This is a genomic window from Micromonospora jinlongensis (assembly GCF_013410645.1).
Classification (GTDB): Bacteria; Actinomycetota; Actinomycetes; order Mycobacteriales; family Micromonosporaceae; genus Micromonospora; species Micromonospora zamorensis.
Map to the genome: position 1 here is coordinate 1,101,413 of NZ_JACCHK010000001.1, position 24,962 is coordinate 1,126,374.

23 protein-coding genes and 1 riboswitch are annotated in these 24,962 nt (G+C 72.4%); of the genes, 10 read left to right on the forward strand and 13 right to left on the reverse strand.

Features of this window, described 5'->3' with window-relative positions; translation table 11 throughout:
* Nucleotides 1-43: 43 nt before the first annotated feature.
* The 4 genes from HNR22_RS04600 to pdhA all read right to left on the reverse strand — a co-directional run bounded on the left by HNR22_RS04600 (nucleotide 44) and on the right by pdhA (nucleotide 5,487).
* The gene (locus HNR22_RS04600; RefSeq protein WP_343059679.1) at nucleotides 44-1,723 is read right to left on the reverse strand and encodes a right-handed parallel beta-helix repeat-containing protein; all 1,680 of its coding nucleotides are present in this window, start codon (nucleotides 1,721-1,723) and stop codon (nucleotides 44-46) included.
* Nucleotides 1,724-1,946: 223 nt separating this feature from the next.
* Entirely contained in the window at nucleotides 1,947-3,311 is a 1,365-nt protein-coding gene (locus tag HNR22_RS04605; protein WP_179779225.1) for a dihydrolipoamide acetyltransferase family protein, read from the reverse strand.
* The gene (locus HNR22_RS04610) at nucleotides 3,308-4,324 is read right to left on the reverse strand and encodes an alpha-ketoacid dehydrogenase subunit beta (protein WP_179783402.1); all 1,017 of its coding nucleotides are present in this window, start codon (nucleotides 4,322-4,324) and stop codon (nucleotides 3,308-3,310) included. The genes HNR22_RS04605 and HNR22_RS04610 overlap by 4 nt, the downstream gene beginning before the upstream one ends.
* Nucleotides 4,321-5,487 (reverse strand): pyruvate dehydrogenase (acetyl-transferring) E1 component subunit alpha, encoded by a 1,167-nt coding sequence (gene pdhA / locus HNR22_RS04615; RefSeq protein ID WP_425488039.1) that lies wholly within the window; start codon nucleotides 5,485-5,487, stop codon nucleotides 4,321-4,323. Before pdhA ends, HNR22_RS04610 begins: the two co-directional genes overlap by 4 nt.
* Before the next feature lie 105 nt (nucleotides 5,488-5,592).
* Between pdhA and HNR22_RS04620 the strand changes: the two genes are divergently transcribed.
* Nucleotides 5,593-6,099 carry an Lrp/AsnC family transcriptional regulator gene (locus tag HNR22_RS04620; RefSeq protein ID WP_179779226.1) on the forward strand — a complete coding sequence of 169 codons (507 nt, stop codon included), beginning with the start codon at nucleotides 5,593-5,595 and terminating at the stop codon, nucleotides 6,097-6,099.
* Between the two features lie 4 nt (nucleotides 6,100-6,103).
* On the opposite strand, the gene HNR22_RS04625 is transcribed toward HNR22_RS04620, so the two are convergent.
* Nucleotides 6,104-7,075, reverse strand: a complete 972-nt coding sequence (locus HNR22_RS04625) for a non-homologous end-joining DNA ligase LigD (RefSeq protein WP_179779227.1) — start codon at nucleotides 7,073-7,075, stop codon at nucleotides 6,104-6,106.
* A gap of 22 nt (nucleotides 7,076-7,097) precedes the next feature.
* A complete protein-coding gene (locus HNR22_RS04630; RefSeq protein ID WP_179779228.1) occupies nucleotides 7,098-7,424 on the reverse strand; it encodes a hypothetical protein in 327 nt (108 codons plus the stop codon).
* Between the two features lie 158 nt (nucleotides 7,425-7,582).
* On the opposite strand from HNR22_RS04630, the gene HNR22_RS04635 reads away from it, so the two are divergent.
* The 3 genes from HNR22_RS04635 to HNR22_RS04645 all read left to right on the forward strand — a co-directional run bounded on the left by HNR22_RS04635 (nucleotide 7,583) and on the right by HNR22_RS04645 (nucleotide 9,747).
* Nucleotides 7,583-8,314 (forward strand): histidine phosphatase family protein, encoded by a 732-nt coding sequence (locus HNR22_RS04635; RefSeq protein WP_179779229.1) that lies wholly within the window; start codon nucleotides 7,583-7,585, stop codon nucleotides 8,312-8,314.
* Nucleotides 8,298-9,167, forward strand: a complete 870-nt coding sequence (locus tag HNR22_RS04640; protein WP_179779230.1) for an NAD(P)H-hydrate dehydratase — start codon at nucleotides 8,298-8,300, stop codon at nucleotides 9,165-9,167. Before HNR22_RS04635 ends, HNR22_RS04640 begins: the two co-directional genes overlap by 17 nt.
* Nucleotides 9,168-9,246: 79 nt before the next feature.
* Nucleotides 9,247-9,747 carry a hemerythrin domain-containing protein gene (locus HNR22_RS04645; protein WP_179779231.1) on the forward strand — a complete coding sequence of 167 codons (501 nt, stop codon included), beginning with the start codon at nucleotides 9,247-9,249 and terminating at the stop codon, nucleotides 9,745-9,747.
* A gap of 60 nt (nucleotides 9,748-9,807) precedes the next feature.
* Here HNR22_RS04645 and HNR22_RS04650 read toward each other — a convergent pair whose 3' ends face one another.
* Nucleotides 9,808-10,614: an SDR family NAD(P)-dependent oxidoreductase gene (locus HNR22_RS04650; RefSeq protein WP_179779232.1), complete on the reverse strand. Its 807-nt coding sequence runs from the start codon at nucleotides 10,612-10,614 to the stop codon at nucleotides 9,808-9,810.
* Nucleotides 10,615-10,760: 146 nt separating this feature from the next.
* Nucleotides 10,761-10,850: riboswitch (ZMP/ZTP riboswitch) on the forward strand.
* Nucleotides 10,851-10,869: 19 nt separating this feature from the next.
* Here HNR22_RS04650 and HNR22_RS04655 point away from each other — a divergent pair.
* Nucleotides 10,870-12,306, forward strand: a complete 1,437-nt coding sequence (locus HNR22_RS04655) for a glycine hydroxymethyltransferase (RefSeq protein WP_179779233.1) — start codon at nucleotides 10,870-10,872, stop codon at nucleotides 12,304-12,306.
* Between the two features lie 156 nt (nucleotides 12,307-12,462).
* Here HNR22_RS04655 and HNR22_RS04660 read toward each other — a convergent pair whose 3' ends face one another.
* From HNR22_RS04660 to HNR22_RS04685, 6 genes are all read right to left on the reverse strand, one after another.
* Nucleotides 12,463-12,723: a hypothetical protein gene (locus tag HNR22_RS04660; protein ID WP_088948331.1), complete on the reverse strand. Its 261-nt coding sequence runs from the start codon at nucleotides 12,721-12,723 to the stop codon at nucleotides 12,463-12,465.
* Nucleotides 12,724-12,790: 67 nt separating this feature from the next.
* Nucleotides 12,791-14,119, reverse strand: coding sequence for an aminotransferase class I/II-fold pyridoxal phosphate-dependent enzyme (locus HNR22_RS04665; RefSeq protein ID WP_343059681.1), 1,329 nt, complete (start codon nucleotides 14,117-14,119; stop codon nucleotides 12,791-12,793).
* A gap of 3 nt (nucleotides 14,120-14,122) precedes the next feature.
* Nucleotides 14,123-15,226, reverse strand: coding sequence for an alpha-hydroxy acid oxidase (locus HNR22_RS04670; protein ID WP_343059682.1), 1,104 nt, complete (start codon nucleotides 15,224-15,226; stop codon nucleotides 14,123-14,125).
* Nucleotides 15,219-16,205, reverse strand: coding sequence for an alpha/beta hydrolase (locus HNR22_RS04675; RefSeq protein WP_179779235.1), 987 nt, complete (start codon nucleotides 16,203-16,205; stop codon nucleotides 15,219-15,221). The genes HNR22_RS04670 and HNR22_RS04675 overlap by 8 nt, the downstream gene beginning before the upstream one ends.
* Nucleotides 16,206-16,212: 7 nt before the next feature.
* The gene (locus tag HNR22_RS04680) at nucleotides 16,213-17,424 is read right to left on the reverse strand and encodes a cytochrome P450 (RefSeq protein ID WP_179779236.1); all 1,212 of its coding nucleotides are present in this window, start codon (nucleotides 17,422-17,424) and stop codon (nucleotides 16,213-16,215) included.
* A 64-nt stretch (nucleotides 17,425-17,488) separates the two neighbouring features.
* Nucleotides 17,489-18,766, reverse strand: coding sequence for a GDSL-type esterase/lipase family protein (locus tag HNR22_RS04685; protein WP_179783405.1), 1,278 nt, complete (start codon nucleotides 18,764-18,766; stop codon nucleotides 17,489-17,491).
* A 304-nt stretch (nucleotides 18,767-19,070) separates the two neighbouring features.
* Between HNR22_RS04685 and HNR22_RS04690 the strand changes: the two genes are divergently transcribed.
* The 5 genes from HNR22_RS04690 (at nucleotide 19,071) to HNR22_RS04710 (ending at nucleotide 24,894) form a co-directional block, all read left to right on the forward strand.
* The gene (locus HNR22_RS04690; RefSeq protein ID WP_179779237.1) at nucleotides 19,071-20,624 is read left to right on the forward strand and encodes a class I adenylate-forming enzyme family protein; all 1,554 of its coding nucleotides are present in this window, start codon (nucleotides 19,071-19,073) and stop codon (nucleotides 20,622-20,624) included.
* Complete coding sequence (locus HNR22_RS04695) at nucleotides 20,621-21,844, forward strand: MFS transporter (protein ID WP_179779238.1); 1,224 nt, start codon at nucleotides 20,621-20,623, stop codon at nucleotides 21,842-21,844. Before HNR22_RS04690 ends, HNR22_RS04695 begins: the two co-directional genes overlap by 4 nt.
* A 52-nt stretch (nucleotides 21,845-21,896) precedes the next feature.
* Nucleotides 21,897-22,301: an MmcQ/YjbR family DNA-binding protein gene (locus HNR22_RS04700; protein ID WP_179779239.1), complete on the forward strand. Its 405-nt coding sequence runs from the start codon at nucleotides 21,897-21,899 to the stop codon at nucleotides 22,299-22,301.
* Nucleotides 22,302-22,439: 138 nt separating this feature from the next.
* The gene (locus HNR22_RS04705; RefSeq protein ID WP_179779240.1) at nucleotides 22,440-23,126 is read left to right on the forward strand and encodes an SGNH/GDSL hydrolase family protein; all 687 of its coding nucleotides are present in this window, start codon (nucleotides 22,440-22,442) and stop codon (nucleotides 23,124-23,126) included.
* A 232-nt stretch (nucleotides 23,127-23,358) separates the two neighbouring features.
* Nucleotides 23,359-24,894, forward strand: coding sequence for a ricin-type beta-trefoil lectin domain protein (locus HNR22_RS04710; protein WP_179779241.1), 1,536 nt, complete (start codon nucleotides 23,359-23,361; stop codon nucleotides 24,892-24,894).
* Nucleotides 24,895-24,962: the final 68 nt, after the last annotated feature.

Here is a 24,962-nt window from a genome sequence, read left to right on the forward strand (position 1 = left end):
CCACCGACCGCCGCCGCCCGAGGGCCGCTGCGCGGCTGATCGTTCAGGTCCAGTCGCTGTCGACGTGGTTGTCCCGCCAGCGTCCGCCCACCGGCGGGGTGTCCAGCCGCATGCCCTCGTCGGCGTTGCCGGCGAGGTCGTTGTCCTCGACCCGGCTGCCCACGCAACTGCCCCGGTCGGTGATCCACAGCCCGTGTGTCTGCGTCTGGTGGTCGTGGTTGTCCCAGATCCGGTTGCCGCGGATGGTGGCCGAGTCGAACGGCGCGTCGATGGTGATGCCGGCCCGCCGCTCCGGCGCGGCAGCCAGTTCGTACGCGCAGCCCGGCGGCGGCACGTCCCCGCTCCACGCGCTGAACGCGTCCGGGCGGACCGGGGCCAGGGTGAGTTCGTCACCGCTGTTGGCGGCCACCGTGGCCACGGACCGGCCGACCCGCAGGATCTTGCCCCGGTGCCCGTCGTGCGGCCAGTCGGCGGTCCGGTCCACCAGGCTCCGCTCGCTGTAGCGGACGGCCTCGCCCGTCCCGCCGGTGCCTTCGGCGTACTGTCGCCCGTTGTTGCGGATCCGGTTGTTGAGCACCACGGCGTCGGTCATCTGGTGGTCGATGCGGACGGCGTCCAGCCCGTTTCCCCAGAACTCGTTGCTCTCGATCACCACGTCCCGGATCGCGCCCTGGTAGCCGCGCCTGAGGTTCCGCGTGTGATAGCCGTGCTGGCCGTTGCCGCTGATCCGGTTGCCCCGGACGGTGTACGGGCCGGGGGTGTTGCCGATGCTGACCCCGTCGCGCAGGTTGCCGTCGATGACGCAGTCGGTGAGCAGCCCGCCCCGGCCGGCCACGGTCGAGGTGCCCTGCGACGACACGTCGAAGCCTGCCTCCAGGTTGCCGGTCATCGTGCAGGCGGACACGATCAGCCCGTCGGTGCCCCAGTCGGAGATGCCGAAGCGGTTGCCCTGGCTGTGGCAGCCGATGATGCGGTAGCCGCGGGGCGGCTCCCAGTAGTCCTTCTGCAACTCCAGGAAGATCCCGTTGGTGCCGTTGGCCAGGGCGGTGCAGTTGGCGATGGTGAGCCGCTCCTCCGGACCCCACCCGCCGACGCCGATACCGATGCCGGCTCCGCCCATCTGCTCACCGTTGTCCAGCCGGCCGCATCCGACCACCACGACGCCGTCGATGAGGGAGTCCTGGAGGAAGTCGCAGCCCAGCCCGCTGGCCGCGGTGTGGTGGATGTAGAGGTTACGGAACACGCCCCGCACCATGTACTGCAGGCCGAGGCCCTTGGCCAGGTAGTTGTACTCGGCCATCGCCACGCCCGAGCCGTCGATCTGGAAGTCGGCGAACGTGCAGTCGGCGATGTGCCGGTCCCGACCGGCGCCGTGCTGCAGCGTCGTCCAGAACGCCAACGGGGTCGGGTCGGCCCGGTTGCCCTCGTTGCTCAACATGAACCGGGTCGCCGCCGGACCGGCCCCGATCAGCGAGACACCGCTGCGCCACACCGTCCCGGCGTCGCGGATCGAGTAGATGCCCGGCGGGCAGTAGATGACGCGGGCCCGCCCGTCCGAGGCGTAACCGGCGCCGAGACGGTCCACGAGGGCGGCCAGCGCGGGCTGGTCATTGGTCGCGCCGTCACCGGTCAGCCCGTACTCCAGCGCGTCGCAGTAGAGGGGCGCGCCCGCAGAGGCGGGTCGTCGTACCCGGACCGAGTTCAGTAGCAGCTCGTTCGCCACGGCCACAGGCTGGCTCCCTTCGACGCGTGCGGTGCGTTCCGGCGGGGCCGCTTTCCCGATGACACGACCGGGAAACCCCGGCCCGAGGACCCACGCCGGGAAACCCCGGCCCGGCGACGCACGCCGGGAAGGCCCCGGCCCGAGAACGCACGCCGGCAAACCCCCGGACATGGACCGGCCCCGGCGCCGCACGGGCGGCGCCGGGGCCGGGAGGTGTACGCCGTCAGACGGCGGCGATCAGCAACGCCGGGCGCTCCACGCAGTCGGCGACGTGACGCAGGAAGCCACCGGCCACCCCGCCGTCGCAGACCCGGTGGTCGAAGGTGAGGCTGAGCTGGGTCACCTTGCGCACGGCGAGTTGCCCGTCGACCACCCATGGCTTGTCCACGATCCGCCCGACCCCGAGCAGGGCGGCCTCGGGGTGGTTGATGATCGGGGTGGAGCCGTCGACGCCGAACACCCCGTAGTTGTTCAGCGTGAACGTGCCTCCGGTCAGCCGGGCCGGCGGCAGGCTGCCGGCCCGCGCGGCGGCGGTGGTCACCGCCAGTTCGGCGGCCAACTCGGCGGTGGTGAGCCGCTGGGCGTCGCGCAGCACCGGCACCAGCAGACCCCGGTCGGTCTGCGCGGCGATGCCGAGATGCACGCCGGCGGACTGGACGATCCGCTGCGCCTCGGTGTCGACCCGGGCGTTGAGCTGCGGGAACCGGCGTAGCCCGCTGAGGCAGATCCGGGCCAGCAGGGCCAGGATGCTCACCGGCGCGTCGGGAGTCGCCGCGTTGATCGCCGCGCGGGTCTCCAGCAGGCCGGTGGCGTCCACGTCGACCCAGATGGTCACCTCGGGGATCTCCCGCCGGCTGCGGGAGAGCTTGTCGGCGATGACCTTGCGTACGCCGGTGAGCGGGACGATGACGTCGCCGTCCCCGGCCGGGGCCAGCGCGACGTGCGGGTCCGGCACGGCGGTGAGGCGGGCGGCGGGCACGGCCAGCGCCGCCTCCACGTCGGCGCGGCGGATCACCCCGCCCGGCCCGCTGCCCCGCACAGTGGCCAGGTCGAGGCCGTGCTCGCGGGCCAGCCGCCGCACGATCGGCGAGATGACCAGGGCGGTCGCCGCGGCTGCGCCGGGGTGACCGACCGCGGTCGGACCGATGTCGCCAACCACGTCGGACCCGCGAGCGGGACCGGCCGCGGCCGGTTCGGGCGCCAGCGCCAGGCGGGGTCGACGCCGACGCCGGGTGGCACCGCCGTGCCCGGTGCCGTAGCCGATCAGCACGTTGCCGGAGCCGGCCCGCTCCTCCTCGCGGTAGGTGGCGTGCCCGGCCGGCTCGTCGTCGCCGTCCAGGGGCGCGATGGTGATCAGCGGCTGGCCGACCGGCCGTACCTCACCGGCCGCGCCGTGCAGGGTGACGACCCGGCCGGCGTACGGGCAGGGCACGTCCACGACCGCCTTGGCTGTCTCCACCTCGACCACGCTCTGGTCGACAGTGACGATGTCGCCCACGGCGACCCGCCACTCGACGATCTCGGCCTCGCTCAGCCCTTCACCCAGGTCCGGCAGGAGGAAGACCTGCGTCCGCTCGACGGTGGTCATGCCGCGCTGCCCTGCGCCGCCCAGCGCGGGTCCGGCTGGTCGTCCCACTGCAACCGGGCCACCGCGTCGAGCACCCGGTCCACGCCGGGCAGGTGGGTGTGCTCCAGCATCGGCGCCGGGTACGGGATGTCCAGCCCGGCCACCCGCAGCACCGGGGCGTGCAGCGCGTGGAAGCACCGCTCCTGCACCCGGGCCGCGATCTCCGCGCCGACACCCGCGAAGCCCTGCGCCTCCTGGATCACCACGCAGCGGCCGGTCCGTCGGACCGAGGCGGCGATGGTCTCGTCGTCGAAGGGCACGATGGTGCGGACGTCGACGACCTCCAGGTCCCAGCCCTCCTCGCGGGCGGCCTCGGCGGCCTCGAGCGCGACCGGCACCGCCGGCCCGTACGCCACGAGGGTGGCGTCGCGTCCGGCCCGCCGCACGACGGCCTTACCGAACGGCTCGGTACGCGTCGGCAACTGCGCCTCGGCGCTGCCGAAGTAGAGCTTCTTGGGCTCCATGAAGACCACCGGGTCGGGGTCGTCGATCGCCTCGCGCAGCAGCGAGTACGCGTCCTCGACGGTGGCCGGGGTGACCACCTTCAGCCCGGGGGTGTGCGCGTAGTACGCCTCGGACGAGTCGCAGTGGTGCTCGACCCCGCCGATGCCGCCGGCGTACGGCACCCGGATGACGATGGGCACGCTGAGCTTGCCCCGGGTGCGGTTGCGCAGCTTCGCCACGTGCGAGGCGATCTGCTCGAACGCCGGATAGGCGAACGCGTCGAACTGCATCTCGACGACCGGCCGCAGCCCGGACATGGCCAGGCCCACCGCGAAGCCGACGATGCCGGCCTCGGCGAGGGGGGTGTCGAAGCAGCGGTTCTCGCCGAAGCGGGCCTGGAGGCCGTCGGTGATCCGGAAGACGCCACCGAGTTGGCCGACGTCCTCACCGAAGACGACGACCCGGTCGTCGGCGGCGAGGGCGTCGGCGAGCGCGGTGTTGAGCGCCTTCGCCATGGTGGTGGGCATCAGGCGTCACCCTCCTCGTCGCGGGCGGCGGCCAGCTCGGCGCGGACCTGTTCGCGCTGTTCGATCAGCTGCGGGGTGGGTTCGGCGTAGACGTGGTCGAAGAGGCTCATCGGGTCCACGGTGGGCTGCTCGTTCATCCGGGTCCGCAGGTCCGCCGCGTACGCCTCGGCCTGCTCGGTGACCTCGGCGACCGCCGCGTCGTCGAGCACACCACGGGCGCGCAGGTAGGTCTCCAGGCGGGCGACCGGGTCCCGGTCCCGCCAGGCGTCGACCTCGGCGCCGTCGCGGTAGCGGCTGGCGTCGTCGGCGTTGGTGTGCGCCTCCATCCGGTAGGTGTGCGCCTCGACCAGGAACGGCCCGTTGCCGGCACGGGCGTGCGCGACCGCGCGGGTGAGCACGGCGAGCACGGCGACCGGGTCGTTGCCGTCGACCTGCTCACTGGGTACGCCGTAGCCGACGCCCTTGTAGGCCAGCGACGGCGCAGCGGTCTGCCGGGACAATGGGACGCTGATCGCGTACCGGTTGTTCTGCACGAAGAAGACCACCGGTGCCTTGAACACGGCCGCGAAGTTGATCCCCTCGTGGAAGTCACCCTCGCTGGTCGCGCCGTCACCGATGAACGCCAGCGCCACCGTGTCGCGCCCCTGGTACGCCTCGCCGTGCGCGAGGCCGGCGGCGTGCACGCACTGGGTGGCGAGTGGGGTGCACTGCGGCGCGGTGTGCACCTCGGTGGGGTCGTAGCCGCAGTGCCAGTCGCCGCGCAGCAGGGTGAGCACCTCGACCGGGTCGATGCCCCGGGCAACCAGCGCCATCGACTCGCGGTAGGTGGGGAAGACCCAGTCGGTGTCGCGGACCGCGAGAACCGCGCCGACCTGGCACGCCTCCTGGCCCCGCGAGGACGGGTAGACGGCCAGCCGGCCCTGCTTGGTCAGGGCGGTCGCCTGGGTGTCGAAGCGGCGGCCGAGCACCATCCGGCGGTACAGCTCGCGCAGCACCTCGACGGGCGGCTCCGGATAGTCGGTGCGGGCCGGCAGCGGCGTGCCGGTCGGGTCGAGCAGGCGGACGGGTTCGGTGTTCGGCAGCAGCGGGCGCGCCGGGTCGGGCGGGGTGGCCGCCCGACGGGTGCGCGGGGATGCCCTGCGGACCGCCTGGGGAGTGGTCGTCACGGCGGAACCTCCTGGGACGTGTGGTGAGCCTATGCTTCGCCTGTTGGATGATTGACTCAAGATCCACGTAGAAGGCGGGACGGTTGGCATGTGGAGGGACCGGCGGTGAGCCAGGAGACCGCAGACGGCACGGGCCGGGCGGCGGGATCGGGACGATCGGCCCGAGCCCTGGACGAGGTCGACCGGCGGATCCTCGACGAGCTGGTCCGGGACGGTCGGACGTCGGTGCGCACCCTCGCCGAGCGGATCCACATTTCCCGCACCAACGCGTACGCCAGGGTGGAGCGGCTGCTGCGCGACGGGGTGATCACCGGGTTTCGGGCCCAGGTGGCACCCGAGGCGGCCGGGCTGGGCACCTCGGCGTACGTCGCGTTGACGATCGAGCAGAACACCTGGCGGGAGGTGTCGGCCGAGCTGGCCCGGGTGCGCTACATCGAGCACGCCGCGCTGCTCGGTGGCGACCACGACGTGCTCGCGCTGGTCCGCGCGCCGGACAACGCCGCACTGCGGGATGTGGTGCTGGGCCGGGTGCAGAGCATCCCGGGGGTGCTGTCCACCCGCACCTGGTTGGTGTTCGAGGAGTTCGACGGCGCCGGCAGCCCCTGGGCCTGAGCGTTCAGCGCTCCGGTGGGGCCTCCAGGCCGTCCCGGTCGGCCAGCTCCAGCAGCGGCTCCAGCGAGTGCCGGTCGCCGTCCAGGCCTGCGTGCGGGTCGCCGCGCTCGGCGAAGCGGGCCGGCATGCTGAGCACGTCGAAGTCCTCCGGTCGGGCGTCGTCCAGCTCCGCCCACTCCAGCGGCGCCGACACCAGGGCCTGCGGTGTCGGCCGGATCGAGTACGCCGACGTCACCGTGTGGTCGCGGGCCATCTGGTTGTAGTCGATGAAGACCGGCCGGTCGCGTTGGTCGCGCCACCAGGTGGTGGTGACCAGCTCCGGCAACCGGCGTTGCATCTCGCGGCCCAGGGCGAGCACAGCCCGGCGACACTCGCCGAAGCTCCACCGCGGCTCGACCGACAGGTAGACGTGCAGGCCCCGCCCGCCGGTGGTCTTCGGGTAGCCGGTCATCCCCAGCTCGGCGAGGAACGCGTTGACCTCGCGGGCCACCGGCACCACCTGCTCGAAGCCGACGCCGGGCATCGGGTCGAGGTCGATGCGCAGCTGGTCGGGGCGTTCCACGTCGGAGGCGCTGACCGGCCACGGGTGGAAACGCAATGTGCCCATGTTGGCCGCCCAGATCACCACGGCCAACTCGCTCGGCGCGATCTCGTCGGCGGTGCGGCCACTGGGGAAGCTGATGTGCGCGGTCCGCACCCACTCGGGCGCGCCGGCCGGCAGTCGTTTCTGGTAGAACGCGTCGCCCTTGTTGGTCTGCCGGGTCGCGATCGTCGCGCCCTCGAAGACGCCACGCGGCCAGCGCTCCAGCATCGTGGGCCGGTCCCGCAGGGCGCGCAGGATGCCGTCGCCGACCGCCAGGAAGTAGTGGACCACGTCCAGCTTGGTCAGCCCACGTTCCGGGAAGTAGGGCTTGTCGGGGCTGGAGACGCGGACCAGCCGCTCCCCCACCTGGATCTCCTCCGCCGCCGTGGCCACGCCCCTGAGGGTACGACGCCGGTCAGGTGATCAACAGCACGCCGGCCAGGATCAGCGGCAGCCCGACGAAGAGAAAGATGCCGACCCCGGTGAGCACGCGCCCGCCGCCGGCCTCCTCGCGCTCCGGCGCGACACCGAAGGTGGCGCGCGCGTCGAGCATGCCCATCCGACTCAGCGTCAGGTCACCGGTCACGCCGGACAGCGCCCCGGCCACCATCAACGCGATGCCGAACCGACTCGTGTAGTCGCCGCCGGCGACCGCCACCCAGAGCGCCGCCGCGACCGCGACCACAAGTGCGGCGATCACGAACAACACCAACGCTTCCCGCAGACCCCGCACGACAGTCATCGCCCACCACCCCCGTAGGCGGACATTGTCGACCGTCTACCCGTCCCGCCGCTGCCCCGAAGTTGACAGCGCCGCCCGGCGGCGGACCAACCCGGCGCGGACCGGTACGGCATCGGGGCGCGCGGTTACCGTCGACGGCGCCCGGGTAGGGGGTCGGCATGGCGGAACTGGCAACCCTCTGGATCGTCCGGCACGGCGAGAGCACCGCGAACGTCGCGGCGACACATGCCGAGGCGTCGGGCGCGGAGCTGATCGATCTCACCCACCGTGACGCCGACGTGCCACTCTCCCCGACCGGCGAGGACCAGGCCAGGGCGACCGGCCGCTGGCTGGCTGAGCTGCCGGACGCGAAGCGCCCGGATGTGGCGGTGGTGTCGCCGTACCTGCGCGCGGTGCAGACCTCCCGGCTGGCGCTGGCCGGCACCGACATTCCCGTCCACCGCGACGAGCGGCTGCGTGACCGGGAACTGGGCATCCTCGACGGGCTGACCGGGCACGGGGTGCGCCGGCGGTACCCGGACGAGGCCGACCGTCGGGAGCGGTTGGGCAAGTTCTACTACCGGCCGCCGGGCGGGGAGTCCTGGACGGACGTGGCGTTGCGGCTGCGGACGCTGCTGGGCGATCTGCGCCGTGACCACGAGGGTTGCCGGGTGCTGCTCTTCGGCCACGACGCGCTGGTCTTCCTGCTTCGCTATCTGGTGGAGGGGTTGACCGAGGACGAACTGATGGCACTCACCCGGCAGGACGTCATCGCCAACTGTTCGATCACCGAGTGGTCGGCGGACGGTGAGGACCGCCTGGCGCTCACCGCCTTCAACGATGTCGCGCACCTGCGTCAGCAGGGCGCCCGGCCAACCAAGGAGGACGAGATCCATGCCGAGCCGGTCTGAGGTGAAGGTGATCACGCCGGGGCTGCTGCGGGACTGGGCGCTGCCGGTGCCGGCCGGGGGCAAGGAGAGTCGGGGCACCGTGCTGGTCGTCGGCGGTTCCCGTTTCACCCCCGGCGCGGTGCTCCTCGCCGGGGTGGCCGCGTTGCGCGCCGGGGCCGGGGTGCTCCAGCTCGCCGCCGCCGAGTCCACCGCCGCCACGCTGAGCATCGAGGTGCCCGAGGCGCTGGTGGTCGGTTTGCCGGAGACCCCCGACGGCGCGGTCGCCGCCGACCGGGAGGGCCAGCTCGGCGAGCTGGTCGCGCAGGCCGACGTGGTGGCCCTCGGCCCCGGCCTGAAGGCGATCGACGAAACCAACCGCCTGCTGAGCCTGGTCCTGGACGCGGCCCGGCCGCAGACGTCACTGGTGCTCGACGCGTACGCGCTCGGTGCCCTCAGCCACGCACCGGACCTGCTGGTCGGCTCGGGCCGGCCCGTGGTGCTCACGCCCAACGTCACCGAGGCCGGGCACCTGCTCGGGCGGGATCCGGGCGACGACCTGGACGCCGAGGCGGCCGAGCTGGCCGTCCGCTACGAGGCGGTCGTCTCGTTGTACGGGCACGTGGCCGCCCCGGACGGGCGGGGCTGGCGGGAGGAGAGCGGCGACGCCGGGCTGGGCACCTCCGGCAGCGGGGACGTGCTCGCCGGGCTGCTGGCGGGGCTGCTGTCCCGGGGAGCCGACCCGGCGCAGGCCGCCTGCTGGGGCTCGTTCGCGCACGCGGTGAGCGGTCAGCGGCTGATCCCCCGGTACGGCCGGATCGGCTTTCTGGCTCGGGAGTTGCTCGACGAGATCCCCCGCACCCTGGCAATGGTCTGAGGCTGTTTCACCTGTTTCCGCATTCGGCGTGGGGGTACCGGAACCCCACCAGCCGAGACTTTTCAGGGAGGTCATACCGGTGTCGACCGATGCCATCGTCCTGCTCAAAGAGGACCACAAGGAGATGCGCCGCCTGTTCAAGGCCTTCCAGGATGCCGAGGAGGGGCCGGCGAGCAAGCGGCAGAAGCTGGTCGGGCAGATCATCGAGGCCCTGACCGTGCACACCTACCTCGAGAACGAGGTGATGTACCCGGAGGTCCGCCGGCTACTGCCCGACCTGGAGGACGACATCCTCGAGTCGTACGAGGAGCACCACGTCGCCGACGTGCTCTGCGCCGAGCTGGCCGCCATGGACGCGGACCACGAGCACTTCAACGCCAAGACGACGGTGCTGATCGAGAACGTGACGCACCACGTCGAGGAGGAAGAAGAAGAGTGGTTCCCCAAGGTCCGCGACGCCCTGGGTCGCAAGCAGCTGCAGGAGATCGGCGAGCGGATGATCGCGCTGCGGGCGGACGCCCCTCGTACGCCCAGTGACCCGAAGGCGATCAAGAAGGCGATCGACGCGGTGACCGCCTGAGGCGCCTGCTCACACCGAAGGGCCCGGCACGTTGCCGGGCCCTTCGTCGTGCACCGGGGGTCAGTCGCCCGAACCCGGCTCGGCCATCCGGCGGTGCTGTTCGGCCTTGAGCTTGTCCGGGATGATCTTGCCGGCGGCGGTCTGCACCTTGTTCATCAGCGAACCCGCGGTGACCGTCTGATCGCCCTTCATCAGCGCCTCGAAGCCCTGCGCGGCGACCTTCGCCGGGTCGTCCTTGGAGCCCGAGCCGACCCGGGTGTCCTCCATGTCGGCCCGGTCGAAGAACTGGGTGTCGGTCGGCCCGGGCATCAGCGAGGTCACCGTGACACCGGTGTCCTTCAACTCGTTGCGCAGCGCCTCGGCGAAGGACTGCACGAACGACTTCGAGGCGTTGTACACCGCCTGGAAGGGCCCCGGCATGGTCGAGGCGATCGACGAGGTGAACAGCACCCGGCCGGCGCCCCGCTCGACCATGCCGGGCAGCAACCGCTTCGCCAGGTGCACCGTCGAGCGGACGTTGAGGTCGACGATCTCCAACTCGTCGCGCAGCTCGGTACCGCCGACGAAGGCGCCGCCAGCGCCCCGGCCGGCGTTGAGCGCCAGGGCGTCCACCGGGCGACCGGTGGCGGCGATCGTGGACGCCAATTCCTCCACGCCCTGCTCACGGGCCAGGTCGACACGGACGGGCTGGACCTCCGGGCCTCCGTCGCGGCGCAGCTTCTCGGCCGCCGACGAGATGCCGTCGTCCTCGGCGACCACGATGAGGTCGAAACCGTGCTCGGCGAACTGCGCCGCCAGTTCGTACCCGATTCCGCTGGACGCCCCGGTCACCACGGCGAGCGGCCGGTCGCTGGACGGTGTGGTCATGATGGGTGACTCCTCTCGTGCGGGTGGCGGTCGTACCGGCAGGGGTAACCGCTCCCTACGGTGTGCCCCGACGTCGGCCGCCCAACCCTTCCGGGGCGCGACGTGCGGAGGTCGCCCGGGACGGCCCCGGCCGGCCCGGTAGGATCGGACCGGGCCGTTACTGGCGCGTGGGGATGGACAACCATCGGGGAGCGGCCCCGTCATGAGGACGTTTGCCGAGCGCCTGGGCCTTCCCGCACGTCTGTTGGAGGTCGCATGTCGCGCAACGCCGAGTCCACCGCATTCCGTAGTGCCCTTGAGGTGATCCGGGCTGTCGAGCCGCGGGTGGCCGACGCCATCGGCGCCGAGCTGACCGACCAGCGGGAATCGCTCAAGCTCATCGCCAGCGAGAACTACGCCTCCCCGGCGACCCTGCTGGCCATGGGCAACTGGTTCAGCGACAAGTACGCCGAGGGCACCGTCGGCCGCCGCTTCTACGCCGGCTGCCAGAACGTCGACACGGTCGAGGCGCTCGCCGCCGAGCACGCCCGGGAGCTGTTCGGCGCCGCGCACGCGTACGTGCAGCCGCACTCGGGCATCGACGCCAACCTGGTGGCGTTCTGGGCGGTGCTGGCCGACCGGGTGGAGTCCCCCGCCCTGAAGAAGGCGCAGGTCCGCCACGTCAACGACCTCACCGAGGCCGACTGGTTCGCGCTCCGCCGTGAGCTGGGCAACCAGCGGATGCTCGGCATGTCGCTGGACGCGGGCGGCCACCTGACCCACGGGTTCCGGCCGAACATCTCCGGCAAGATGTTCGACCAGCGCAGCTACGGCACCGACCCGGAAACCGGTCTGATCGACTACGACCGGGTGGCCGAGGCGGCCCGCGAGTTCAAGCCGCTGATCCTGGTCGGCGGCTACTCGGCGTACCCGCGGAAAGTGAACTTCCGGATCCTGCGGGAGATCGCCGACTCGGTCGGGGCGACCTTCATGGTCGACATGGCACACTTCGCCGGCCTGGTCGCCGGCAAGGTCTTCACCGGCGACTTCGACCCGGTGCCGCACGCCCACATCGTCACGACCACCACCCACAAGTCGCTGCGCGGCCCGCGCGGCGGCATGGTGCTCTGCCAGCCGGAGCTGGCCGACCAGGTGGACCGGGGCTGCCCGATGGTGCTCGGCGGTCCGCTGCCGCACGTGATGGCCGCCAAGGCGGTCGCCCTCGCGGAGGCCCGCCGGCCCGATTTCGCCGACTACGCCCAGCGGATCGTGGACAACGCGCAGGCGCTCGCCGAAGGGCTGCTGCGGCGGGGCGCGAAGCTGGTCACCGGTGGCACCGACAACCACCTGGTGCTGATCGACGTGTCCGGCTACGGGCTCACCGGCCGGCAGGCCGAGCAGGCTCTCCTGGACTCGGGCATCGTCACCAACCGCAACTCGGTCCCGCAGGACCCGAACGGGGCCTGGTACACGTCGGGCATCCGGGTCGGCACGCCCGCCCTGACCACCCGGGGGCTCGGCACCGCCGAGATGGACCAGACCGCGGAGCTGATGCACACGGTGCTGACGCAGACCACGGCCGGCGCCAACGCCGACGGCACCCCGTCGAAGGCGAAGTACACCCTCGACGCCGCTCTGGCCGACAAGGTCGCCCGCCAGGCCACCGACCTGCTGGCCCCGCACCCCCTCTACCCCGGGATTGACCTGACCTGACCTGACCTGACCCGGCCTGGCCGCGGCCCTGACCCCGGCCGCGTCGATCATGGAGTTGTGGTGCCCGAAACGGGCGGATGCACGGCGTTCGTCCACCACCACAACTCCATGATCGACGACGCGGGTGGGGCGCGGGGGGGTCGGGGCGCGGGGGGGTTAGTTCATGGGGCGTTTTAGGTGGTAGCGGTGGACCTCGGTGCTTCCCTGGACGTTGTTCACGTCCTCGGCAGCGGAGACCAGCTCCCATCCCTCCCGGCCGGCGCGGTTGAGATGCGCGATGGCGGTGTCACCGAAGGCGGTGATGTCCTTACGGGACCCGTCCGGCGCGTACCAGACAAACGAGACATGGAAATTGCGGCCCTGTCCCTGATAGCGGCGGACGAGCAGGGCGTACTCCCAGGCAACCATGCGGCCTATTATGACCGTCCAACCAGGACGACGGCACGCGGGTCGTCGCGCATTGCCATCCGATGAACGCGCTGTGTCAACCCGCCCGGCGGGCCACCTCGTCGGTGATCAGTGCGGTCAGACGGTCCAGCCCCAGGTCGATCTGTGGGGGTGTCACCGCGCTGACCGACAGCCGCAGCGCGCACACCGGCGCCGTGTCGTCGTAGAAGTGCGCCATCGGCGTCCACAGCACCCCGTAGTCGCGGGCCGAGCGGTCCAGCAGCGCGTCGTCGACCGGAAACGGCACTGTCACCACCACGAAGAACCCGCCGGCCGGCACCGTCCAGCGCACCGCCGCCGGGCCGCCCGCCCGGCCCGGGAACCGTCGGCGCAGCCCGGTCACCAGGTGGCGCAGATTCCGGGTGTACGCGGAACGCTCCCGGGTGTTCGCGGCCACCAGGCTGCATCCGTTCTCCAGCAGCCGGCCGCCGATCACCGCCTGCGCGATCGGTGACGTGTTCACTGTGACCATGCTCTTGATCATGGCGAGCTGGTCCGCGAGCGGGCCGACCCGGCCGTCCGGCCCGGCCACTCGCTGGTCGGCGATCACGTAACCGACTCGCGCCCCGGGCAGCACGGTCTTCGCGAACGAGCCGAGGTAGACGACCCGACGCCCGGTGTCCAGCGCCTTGAGGGTGGGCGGGCGCGGCCCGTCGGCGGAGTGGAACAGCCCGTACGGGTTGTCCTCCAGAAGCAGCAGGTCCTCCTCGGCGGCCAGCGTGAGCAACCGCCGCCGGTCCTCCGCCGAGACGCTGACCCCGGACGGGTTGGCGAAGTCCGGCATCACGTAACAGGCACGCGGCCGAAGCCCCGCCGCCCGGGCCCGCCGCACCTGGACCGACAGGTCGGCCACGTCCACCCCGGACGTTCCGCCGGCCACCGGCCACACCGGCAGGTCGACCAGCCGGGCCGCCCCGGTCAGCCCGACGTAGGTCGGGGCGACCGCGAGCAGCACATCCTCCGGCCCGGCCCGCAACGCCCGCAGCACCAGGAACATCGCCTCCTGGCAGCCGACGGTCACCACGACGGCCTCCGGGTCGACGGTGATCCCCTCGTCGACCGCGAGGTTGCGGGCGATCAGGTGATGCACGATGCCCTTGGTCCGGCCGTACTGGAGCAGCAGCCGCCGGGCCTGCTCGGACGAGTGACCCAGGTCGTCGGTGAGGTGCCGGTGGAACGTGTCCAGGTGCCGGTGCACCGCCGCGAGGTCGAAGAACTCCTCGTACGGCCGGCCGGCGGCGAGGGACACCGCCGCCGGGTAGCGCTCGGACACCTCGTTGAGGAAGTTCATCGAGGTCAGCGCCGGATCGCCCAGCGCGGGGTGCAGGTCGGCGACGGTCAGGTCGACCGGCTCGGTGGCAGTCACCGCTCAGCCAGCATTGAGCGTCCGCAGCTCGGCGGCCGCCGCGGGGTCGGCGCAGCCGGCCAGGGTGAGCGCGTCGGTCAGCTCGGCGGCGAGCAGCTCCAGCGCGTCCCGCGCGCCGCGTTCGCCACCGGCGGCCAGCGCCCAGAGCAACGGCCGGCCGACCAGCACCCCGGCGGCGCCCAGCGCGAGCGCCCGCAGCACGTCGGTGCCGCTGCGGATGCCGCTGTCCAGCAGCACCTGACAATCGCCGCCGACCGCGTCGACGACCTCCGGCAACATGGTGACGCTGGCTGGCGCGCCGTCGAGTTGCCGGCCGCCATGGTTCGACACGACCACTGCGTCCGCGCCCACCCGTACCGCCTCGACGGCGTCGCGGGGGTCCAGCACTCCCTTGACCACCAGCGGCAGGTCGATCTGGCCGCGTAGCCAGGCCAGGTCCGCCCAGCGCAGCGCCGGCGCGAACGACGAGGCGGTGTGCGCGGCGAGCGCGGACACCCCGGGTCCGCCGGCGTGCGCCAGGGCGTCGCGCCCGTCGGGCAGGTTCGCGGCCACCACGTGGTCCGGCAGCCGGAAGGCGTTGCGCAGGTCCCGGGGACGCCGGCCGAGCACCGGGACGTCCACGGTGACCACCAGTGCCCGGCAACCGGCCGCGACGACCCGGGCCAGCAGATCACGGACGAGGGCCCGGTCGCGCAGCCAGTAGAGCTGGAACCAGACGTCCGCACCGACCCGGGTGACCTGTTCGAGAGGTGTGCTGCCCAGCGTGCTCGCCAGGTACGGGATCCCGGCCGCGCCGGCCGCCGAGGCGAGGCCCAGCTCCCCGTCCGGGTGCACCAGGCGCTGGTACGCCATCGGCGCCACCCCGACCGGCATGGCGTACGGGCGGCCGAGCAGCCGGGCGCCGAGGTCGACGGTGTCCACCCCGCGCAGCATCCGGGGCAGCACGGCGACCCGGTCCAACGCGCGACGGTTGGCCGACAGGGTCACCTCGGACGCGCTGCCGCAGTCGACGTAGTCCCACACGTCCTCTGAGAGCACCGTGCGGGCCCGCTCGGCGTAGTCGGTGAGCGACACGGCCGGCAGGTCGGTCAGCACCGGCTCAACCACCGCGCACCGCCGTGCCCGTCGGGTCGTCCGCCGGCTCGTCACGCCCGGGCGGCAGGCCGAACCGTTCCCGCAGGAACGCCGCCGCGTCGGCCTGCGCCCGCCGGCCATCGGTGAAGACGCCCGGCATGGCGAAGAACCCGTGGATCATCCCTGGGTAGTGCCGCACCCGGGTGGGCACGCCGGCGGCGGCCAGTCGCTCGGCGTACCGCTGCCCCTGCGCGCACAGCGGGTCCAGCTCGGCGGTGACCACCAACGCCGGGGGCAGACCGGTCAGGTCGTCGGCGAGCAGCGGCGACGCGAGCGGGTCCCGGGCGTGCGCCTCGTCGGCCAGGTAGTGCGTCCGGTACCAGGCCACCGAACGGCTGTTGAACAGCGTCGGGTCGTCGTCGGCCGGGCCGGTCGGCTCGCCGCTCTGGTCGGTGTTCGGATAGACCAGCAGCTGCGCGGCGAGCGTGGGCCCGTCCGCGCGGCTGAGCAGGGTGACCGCGGCGGCCAGGTTCCCGCCGGCGCTGTCCCCACCCACCGCCAGCCGGTCCGGGTCAACGCCCAGCCGGTCGGCGTGGCCGGCGACCCAGCTGGTGGCCGCGTGGCAGTCGTGCACCGCCGCCGGGAAGGGGTGTTCCGGAGCGAGCCGGTAGCCGACGGTGATCACCTGACAGGGCACGGCGTTGGCCAGTCGCCGGCAGATGCCGTCGGCGGTGTCGATGCTGCCGAGCGTCCACCCGCCGCCGAAGAAGTACAGGAGGGTGGGCAGCGGGCCCGACCCGGCCGGCCGGTACACCCGCAGCGGCAGCTCGCCGGCCGGGCCGGGCATCCGCTCGTCGCGTACCTCGGACACCGGCTCGACCGCGCCGGAACCGGCGCGGATCGCGGCCAGGTCCGCGGCGCGCGCCTCGGTCAGCGTCTGTGTGTACAGCGGCGGGGTGCCGGTCGCGGCGCGGGCCGCCCGGTACGCCGCCACCTCCGGGTGCGGGGCCATGTCGCTCCTATCCGCCGGTGCTGACGAGCAGCTTGTCGATGCCGCGCAGGAACAGGCTGCCGCTGTACGTCGGCGTCTCGGTGACGGTCAGCCCGGGGAACCGGGCGAACAGGCGGGGCAGCGCGAGGCGGCCCTCCAGCCGGGACACCGCCGCGCCGAGACAGAAGTGCAGGCCCACCCCGAAGGCCAACGACGGCGGGCCGGGTCGGGTCGGGTCGAAGACGTCCGGGTCCGGGAACCGTGCCGGGTCCCGGTTGGCCGCCCCGATGATGATCAGCACGTTGTCGTCCCGGGCGACCGGCACATCACCCAGCACCGTGTCGGCTGGCGCGGCACGGGCCAGGAAGTGCACCGGGCTCTCCAACCGCAACACCTCGTCGACGCAGCCCACGGTCAGCTTGTCGTCGGTGGGCATCGCCGCGACCGTCTCCGGGTGGGCCAGCAGCAACGGCACCCCGTTGCTGAACATGTAGACGGTGGTGACGAAGCTGGCGTTGAACAGCACGATCAGGTTGCTGACCAGCTCCTCCTCGGTCAGCTCCACCTCGCCCGAGTCGAGGGCCTCCACCAGCCCGCTCAACAGGTCGTCCCCGGGCACCCTGCGGCGGTGCGCCAGCAACTCCCGGTAGAAGACCCGCAGTTCCTCGGCCGCGGTGTTGGCGGCGGCCAGCCGCTCCGGGGTCTTCCCGGCGACGTCCAGGAACTCGTCGATCCATTCCACCCGCTCGCGGTACCACGCCAACTCCCCCGCCGGGATGCCGATGAACTCGGCCATCACCAGCGCCGGGACCGGGTACGCGAAGTCCGCCACGAAGTCCACCACGGCGTTTCCGGCGTCGGCCATCCGGTCCAGCAGCTCGTCGACCACCCGCAGGATCACCGGTTCCAACGCGCCCAGCCGACGCGGGGTGAAGGTGCGGGAGAACACGTGCCGCATCCGGGTGTGATCGGGCGGGTTCACGAACATCATCGAGGTCTGGAAGGTGCGCAGGATCTCCTGCTCCTGCCAGCCCGGCGGCGGCTGTTTGGTCCACTCCGGATCGCGCAGCAACCCGTCGATGAGGTCGTAGCCGACCGCCACCGCCGCCACCGTCTTGTGTTCGGCGCGGGGTGGCACCGCGCTGACCGGCCCGAGCTGGTGCAGGCCGGCGTACCACGGGTACGGGTTCTGTCGGCCTTCTTCGCTGTACAGGCCGGTGAGCAACTCCTGCGCCGTCACGACGCGCTCCTCCCCAGGATGTCGGTGCCGGGGCGGCGGGGATCACCCGCCGCCCCGGCCGGTGTCACAACCCGAGCAGCCGCAGCGGCACGGCGTCGGCGAGCGCCTGGTTGCCGGCGTCGTTCGGGTGGATGTGGTCACCCGAGTCGTACGCGGGCAGCAGCTGGCTGGGTCGCGCCGGGTCGCGCAGCACCCGGTCGAAGTCGAGCAGTCCGTCGAACTCCCGGCTGCCGCGCAGGTACGTGTTCACCGCCTGCCGGGTGGCCTCCTTCTGCGGAGTCCACACGCCGGGCGCGCCGTGCCCCTCGTACGGGGTCAGCGTGGCCACCAGGCTGGTCAGCCCCCGCTGCTGGAGCTGCTGGTTGATCTGCCGCAGGGTGGCGATGATCGCCTCGGGTGAGTCGTTGGACATCCAGATGTCGTTGATGCCCAGGTGGGTGACGACAGTGCGCACCCCGGTCTGGGGAAAGACGTCCTCGTTGAGTCGAGCCGCCGCGTTCGGGCCGAGCTGGTAGTAGCCGGGGTAGTTGCCGTCGCCCGGCTCGGTGCCCTCGTGGTTGAGGCGGTTGCCGGCCAGGCTGAGGTTGAGCACGCCCGGGGTGCGCGGGTCCGGCCGGGCGGCGAGCAGCCGGTCGGAGAGCAGGTCGGGCCAGCGTCGGTTGGCGTTGACGGTGCTGCCGTTGCCGTCACCGATGGAGTCACTGAGCACCACCAGCGCACCCGGGGTGGCTTTGCGCTGTACGTCGATCCCGGAGAGGAAGAACCAGCAGCAGGTGGGACGGGTGGTGAACCCGGTGCCCTCGGCGGCCCCGGTGAGGTCGCCGGCGCCGATGAAGTTGGCCTGCTGGGACTGCCCGTGGAAGGTGGTCGGGCCGGTCGGCGTCGGGAAGTGCAGGGTGACCACCAGGTCGCTGTCGTCGGCGACCGGGAACGTCAGCGGGTCGCTGAGCAGCTCCGCGCCCCGGTTCATGGTCGCCGAGGCGTTGCCGGTGAAGGTCAGCGGGCGCAACGAGGCCGGATCGATGTCGGAGAGGTCGTCGGCGGTGGTGGTGTTGGGTCGGGCAACGGTGGCCCGACCGACCGCTACCGCCTGCTCGCCGTAGAGGTTGCTCAGGCGGACCCGCAGCGCCGGGCCGCCCACCGAGACGTGCACGATCATCCGTACGCTCTGGTCGTTCAGGCCGGTGTTGGTCAGCCCGACCGAGTTGCCCCGGGTGACCGCGGTGGCCCAGCTGCCCGCCCACTCCGACCGGTCGGGTCGGCCGGCGGCGGTCCCGGACGGGCCGGCGCTGGCGACGACAGCGGGTGTGCCCGTGACCAGCAGCACGGCCGCGGCGGCGATGACGTGCCATCTCTTCGGGGTCGACATTGAACCTCCATCGTGTGGCAGCCCAGGGCCGTCCGCTGACGGCGCCCGCCTGGACGATGGTCCAGAAACCTAGCCGTCGCCGCTGACGGGCGTCAATCAACCTGATCGACGCCATCAAATGTCCGGCGGGTCTGTCGGATCGCCCCGTCGGCACGGTTCCGACCAGCCGTTACCGGCCTAGGCTCGCAGGCGGCGGGCTCACCGGAGCGCGCGCCACCGTCGCGTCGTCACCGGGCGCTGCCCGGGGACCGCCGCTTTCTCGGATGGGGGCAGTCGGATGACTGACGGACCTGGGCACACCTACGTGGACCGAGTGCTGGATCTCTTCGCCGGCTTCGGTGACCGGGAGGCGCTGGTCGGCGGGGACCGCCGGCTCAGCTACGCCGAGGCCGCCGCGCTGGTGCGGACGATGGCCGCGACGCTGACCCGGCACGGCGTACGCCCCGGTGCGGCGGTGCTGGTGACAGTGGCGAACGCGGTCGAGGGGCCGTTGCTCCAGCTCGCGCTGCATCTCATCGGCTGCCGGACCATGTGGGTCGCCCCGGTGACCGCGCGCCGCGAGGTCGACGAGTTCATCCGCCTGGCCCGCCCGGACGCCCTGGTCTACGACGCCCGGGACCCGGCCGGTCTCGGCCCGGACCTGGCCGCCGCGCTGCCCGGCACGCCGGTGTGCTGTCTCGGCCCGGAGGGCGCCGGCCCGGACCTCACCGTCGACGCCGACCCGGCGGAACTGCCGGCGTCCGTACCGGCACCGGAGTCGTTCCTGCAGACCAGCGGCACCACCGGCAGCCCCAAGCTGGTGCACCACCAGGAGAGCTTCTACGCGCAGATCCTCACCCTGGCCGCCGACTTCCGCGCCGCCGGGTTCCCGCTGCTGCGGCACCTGTCGCACTCGCCGATGTGGTTGGCCAGCGGGCAGATCACCACCCTGTTCAACCTGTTCACCGGCGGGGTGCTGTTCCTGCGCGACGACTGGGACCCGGTGGCCTTCGTGGACACCGTGCAGCGGGAGCGGATCAACTCCACCTTCGTCACACCGCCGATGCTCTACGAGGTGCTGGACCACCCGGCCCTGGTCGGCGCGGACTTCAGCGCCATGTTCATGTTCAACGTGGGCGCGGGGCCCGCCGCGCCCGCCCGGCTGCGCCAGGCCATCGCGCGGTTCGGCCCGGTGCTGCGCATCGTGTACGGCCTCAGCGAAGCCGTCGTGATCACCGCGCTGCCCGGGTTGACCGATGACCCGGAGCACCCGGAGCGGTTGCGGTCCTGCGGTCGACCCTACGGTGACGTGCGGATCGAGATCCGCGACGACGACGGCACGGTGCTGCCGCCGGGGCGTGACGGCGAGGTGTGGGTGCAGACCCGGCTGAGCTTCGCCGGCTACCACGGCCAGCCCGAGCTGACCGCGCAGACGCTGGTCGACGGTTGGGTGCGTACCCGCGACATCGGGCACCTCGACGACGACGGTTACCTCTACCTGGTCGACCGCGCGCACGACATGATCGTCACGCACCGGCGGAACTGGGCGATCTTCTGCCGCCCGATCGAGGACGTGCTGGCCGGGCATCCCCAGGTGCGGGCCGCCGCCGTGATCGGCGTACCGGACGAGACGGTCGGCGAGGTCCCGTACGCGTACGTCGTGGTCGCACCGGACGCCGCGGTCACCGGCGCCGAGCTGATCGACCTGGTGACCGCGGAGCTCAACGAGATGTGGGCGCCGGCCGGGGTGGAGTTCGTCGACCGGTTGCCGATGAACCGGTCGGTCAAGGTGGACAAACGGGCGCTGCGCGAGCGGTACGCGGCGCGTCGGGCGGCGGCGGTCGGGGCGTGACCCCCCGCCGGCAACTGGTCGTCCTGGTCGGCGCGGACCTGATCTCCAACCTGGGCACCCGCATCTCGGTGGTGACCATCCCGTGGCTGGTGCTGGTCACCACCGGCAGCCCGACCAAGATGGGCCTGGTCGCGTTCGCCGAGACCCTGCCGTACCTGCTGTCCAGCGCGCTGGGCACGCCCTGGGCGGACCGGGTCGGCCTGCGCCGCACGTCCATCCTCTGTGACGCCGGCAGCGCGGTGGCCATGGTGGTCGTCGCGCTGACCCCGTGGTTGGGTTTCGGCCCGCTGGTGGCGCTGGTGGCCGTGGCCGGCGCGCTGCGCGGCATCGGGGACCGGGTGAAGCACGTGATGTTCCGGCCGGTCGCCGAGGCCGCCGGGGTGCCGCTGATCAGGCTGACCTCGGCGTACGACGGGCTGAGCCGGGTGGTGACCCTCTTCGGCGCCGCCGTGGGCGGCGTGCTGATCGCCGCATTCGGGGTGACCGAGGCGATCCTCATCGACGCGGCCAGCTTCGGTGTCTGCGCGCTGCTGATCGGTGTCCTGGTCCGGCCACCGGCCGCGGCGGCGAAGCCCGCCGAGCCGGAGAGCTACCTACGCGCGCTGCGTGCAGGGTTCGGCTACCTGGGCCGGGACCGGCCGCTGCTCAGCATGCTGGCGGTCATCTCGGCCCTGAACATGGTGGCCAACGCCAGCGTGGCCGTCTACATCCCGGTCTGGGTCGCCCGGGAGCTGCACGGCCCCAGCGGGCTCGGTCTGGTGCTGGCGGCGTTCTCGGCGGGTGCGCTGCTGGGCAACGTGGTCTTCACCGCGCTCGGGCCGAGGCTGCCCCGCCGGCTGACGTTCCTGGTCGGGGCGCTGATCGCCGGTACACCCCGACTGGTCGCACTGGCGATCAGTGACGAGCTGCCGGTGGTGCTCGTGGTGACCTTCCTGTCCGGAATCGGCATCGCGGCGGTCAACCCCCTGCTCGGGGTGGCGCTCTACGAACGCGTGCCGGCGGAGTTGCAGACCCGGGTGATCGGCATCGCCGGTTCGCTGGCCTTCGTCGGTCTGCCGGTCGGCGCGCTGCTCGGCGGCTGGTCGGTGGACGCGCTGGGTCTCACCCCGGCGCTGCTGACCATGGCGGTGGCGTGCCTGCTGGTCAGCGCGTACCCGCTGCTGACCCGGGCGTCCGAGCCGAGGACACCGAGGCGGCCCACCTCCGCCGTCGCGCCCTGACACCACGCTTGCACGAGGACACGGTGGCCCGCTGAGCGCGTACCGTGTGGACATGCCGAGCTGGGAGGACGTCCGCCGGATCGCGCTCGCTCTGCCGGAGGCCACCGAGCGTCCGTCGTACGACGGGTTGCCGGCCTGGCGGGTCCGGGACAAGCCGTTCGTGTGGGAACGGCCGCTGCGCCGCGCGGACCTCGACGCCCTCGGTGACGCCGCGCCCGACGGCCCGCTGCTCGGCGTACGGGTGGCCGACCTCGGCGTCAAGGAAGCCCTGCTCGCCGACGACCCGTCGGTCTACCTCACCACCCCGCACTTCGACGGGTACGCGGCGGTGCTGGTCCGGCTCGACCGGATCAACCTGCCCGAGTTGACCGAGGTGGTCACCGAGGCGTGGTACGCCCGCGCCCCGAAACGCCTCGCCGCCGCCCACCGCGCCGATCAGGAGCCCACGAACGCCTAGACCTGTACGCGCCGACACCACCGCGCCGACGACGCCAATCCGACAGCGCCGCGAGGTGCTCGACGACCGTCGGGCCGATGGCAGGGCGGGCGTCGGGCGGGCCTGGCCGGGCGGGCGGTGGTCGGCTAGCGTGCCGGAATGGCATCGACGTTGGCCGAATCGACTGATCCGTACTGCCTGCGTTCCGGCGAGGCCGCCGAGCTGCTTCGCGGGCACCCGTGGCGGCGGTTCGTGGCACTGGGCGACAGCGTGGTCGAGGGCAGCTGCCAGCCGACGCCCGGATACTCGGACGTGCAGTGGGCCGATCGGATCGCCAGCGAACTGGACGCCGTTCGCCCCGGTCTGACGTACCTGAATCTTGGCCGCAGTGGGCTGCACGCGCACCAGGTACGGGCCGAGCAGCTCGCGCCGGCGCTGGCCTTCGCACCGGATCTGGCGCTGGTGGTCTGCGGTGGCAACGACGCCTTCCGCCCGGCGTACGACGCGGACGCGGTCGACGCCGAGCTGACCGCGATGATCGACGCGCTGCGGGACGTCGGCGCCGACGTGGTCACGGTGGGGATGTTCGACGTCTCGTACAGCCCGGCGGTCCCTGAGGCCCTGCGCCCCGGCCTGCGGGAGCGGATGCGCCTCCTGTCCGCGCGCACCGCGAAGCTCGCCGAGCGCCTGGGCACCGTCCACGTGCACCTGACCGATCACCCGCTGACCGCCGACCCGAGCCTCTACAGCACCGACGGCCGGCACGGCAGCGCCCGCAGCGACGCCATCGCAACAGCCGAAACCCTCCGTCGCCTGCACACCCACCTGGCTCGCTCCGCGAGCTGACGGCCCCGAACCGGCACCACGAGCCGCCCCTGCTCCGGGGCCGGTCGACGGGAATCACACGGGGCACCGCCCGACCCACTGTTCTCCTATAGTGACGTCCGTCGAGATCACCCGCAGCGACGCCGGTGGTCGACAAGTATCGGGAGAATGCGGCGGCCCAGGCGGTCCGTCGTCCACGGGGGAGCCGATCGCGGCCGCTTCGGCGGCGGGCGACGGCAGATCGGAGATCTACATGCGGCGTGCCCGCACGTTGACAGTGGTGATCAGCGCACTTGCGCTGGCGGTCGCCGGATCCATACCAGCGCAGGCGGTCAGCGGTGGCCAGGCGGTCACCGACAACAGCTACGCCTTCATCGCCAAGGTGGACTTCGGAGCCGCAGTGCGCTCCTGCACGGGCACACTCCTCGACCCGCACTGGGTCGTCACCGCCGCGAGTTGCGTGAGTGAGACCGGGCAGCCGCCGGTGGCCGGCGCGCCGACCCAGGCCACCACGGTCACCGTCGGCCGGGTCGACCTGGCCGGCACCGCAGGCCAGGTGCGTACGGCTGTCGCCGTGGTGCCGCACCCCACCGACAACCTGGCGCTGCTCCGACTCGACCAACCGGTCACCACCAACGCACCGGCCCGCATCGGTGCCGCGCCGACCGTCGACGAGCAGTTGCAGGCGCTCGGCTACGGCCGCACCGCCACCGAGTGGGTCCCGGACCGGCTGCACGCCGGTGCCTTCACGGTCACCTCGGTGGGTAGCAACACCGTTGATCTCGACGGCAGTCCCACCGGGGCCAGCCTGTGCCGCGGCGACGCCGGTGGCCCGTCGGTCCGACGCATCGGCACCGCCGTCGAGGTGGTCGCCGTGCACGACCGCTCCTTCCAGGGCGGCTGCCTGGGCGAGTCCGAGACGCGGCGCACCGCCGTCGACTCCCGGCTCGACAACCAGGGCGGCTGGGTCAGGACCAGCATCGACGCCGCGCCCGACTGGATGGTCGGCCGGCCATTGCCGATCACCAACGGGTTCAGCGGCAACTGCCTGGTGTCGGTCGCGAGCGCCAACCAGAGCCCGGTCGCCGCGGGCACCTGCTCGGCGACCGCGACGGAGCAGCAGTGGACCATGGTGCCGAACGCGGCGGGCACCTTCCAGCTGCGCGACGCCAAGACCGGCAAGTGCCTCTACGGGGAGACACCGCGGCTGGGCGACGTGAAGATCTACACCTGCGACACCGGGATCACACAACAGTGGCAGATCACCACCGGTTCGCTGCGCAGCCAGTTGAAGAACGCCGGCTCCGGGCTCTGCATCGCGTCGCCCTCCGCCACCCCCACCGACGTCCGCATGGACACCTGCGGAAACTTCGATGACCACTACTGGGTGCAGCGGGGCAACGGCGGCGGCGCGTACGGTCCGCTGCAGGCCGAGGCCCTCGGGTTGTGCCTGGGCACCAGCACCATCGGGTACCGCCCCGGCCCTGTGCTCGGCGCCTGCACCAACCCGGGGCACGAGTGGACGCAGAGCGGGCTCACGCTGCGCGCCGCCACCGGCTGCCTGACCGCCGGCACGGCGTCGTCGGACCCCCGCCGCGGCATTCCCGTGTCGATCAGCGCCTGTACGGGGGCGAAGGACCAGGACTGGGTTGCCCTGCCCAATGGCACCTTCAAGAACCCGGGCTCCGGCAACTGCCTGGCTTACCGCTGGGACCTCAACGAGACTGCTGCGTACATTGGCGCGATGGCCGCCTGCGACGGCCAGAAGTGGCGCCTCCCCGCCGTCTGACGAATTCCAGTGATCAAGAGGTTTCGGTCACGACACGCCGTGCTCGCTGACCGAAACCTCTTGATCAC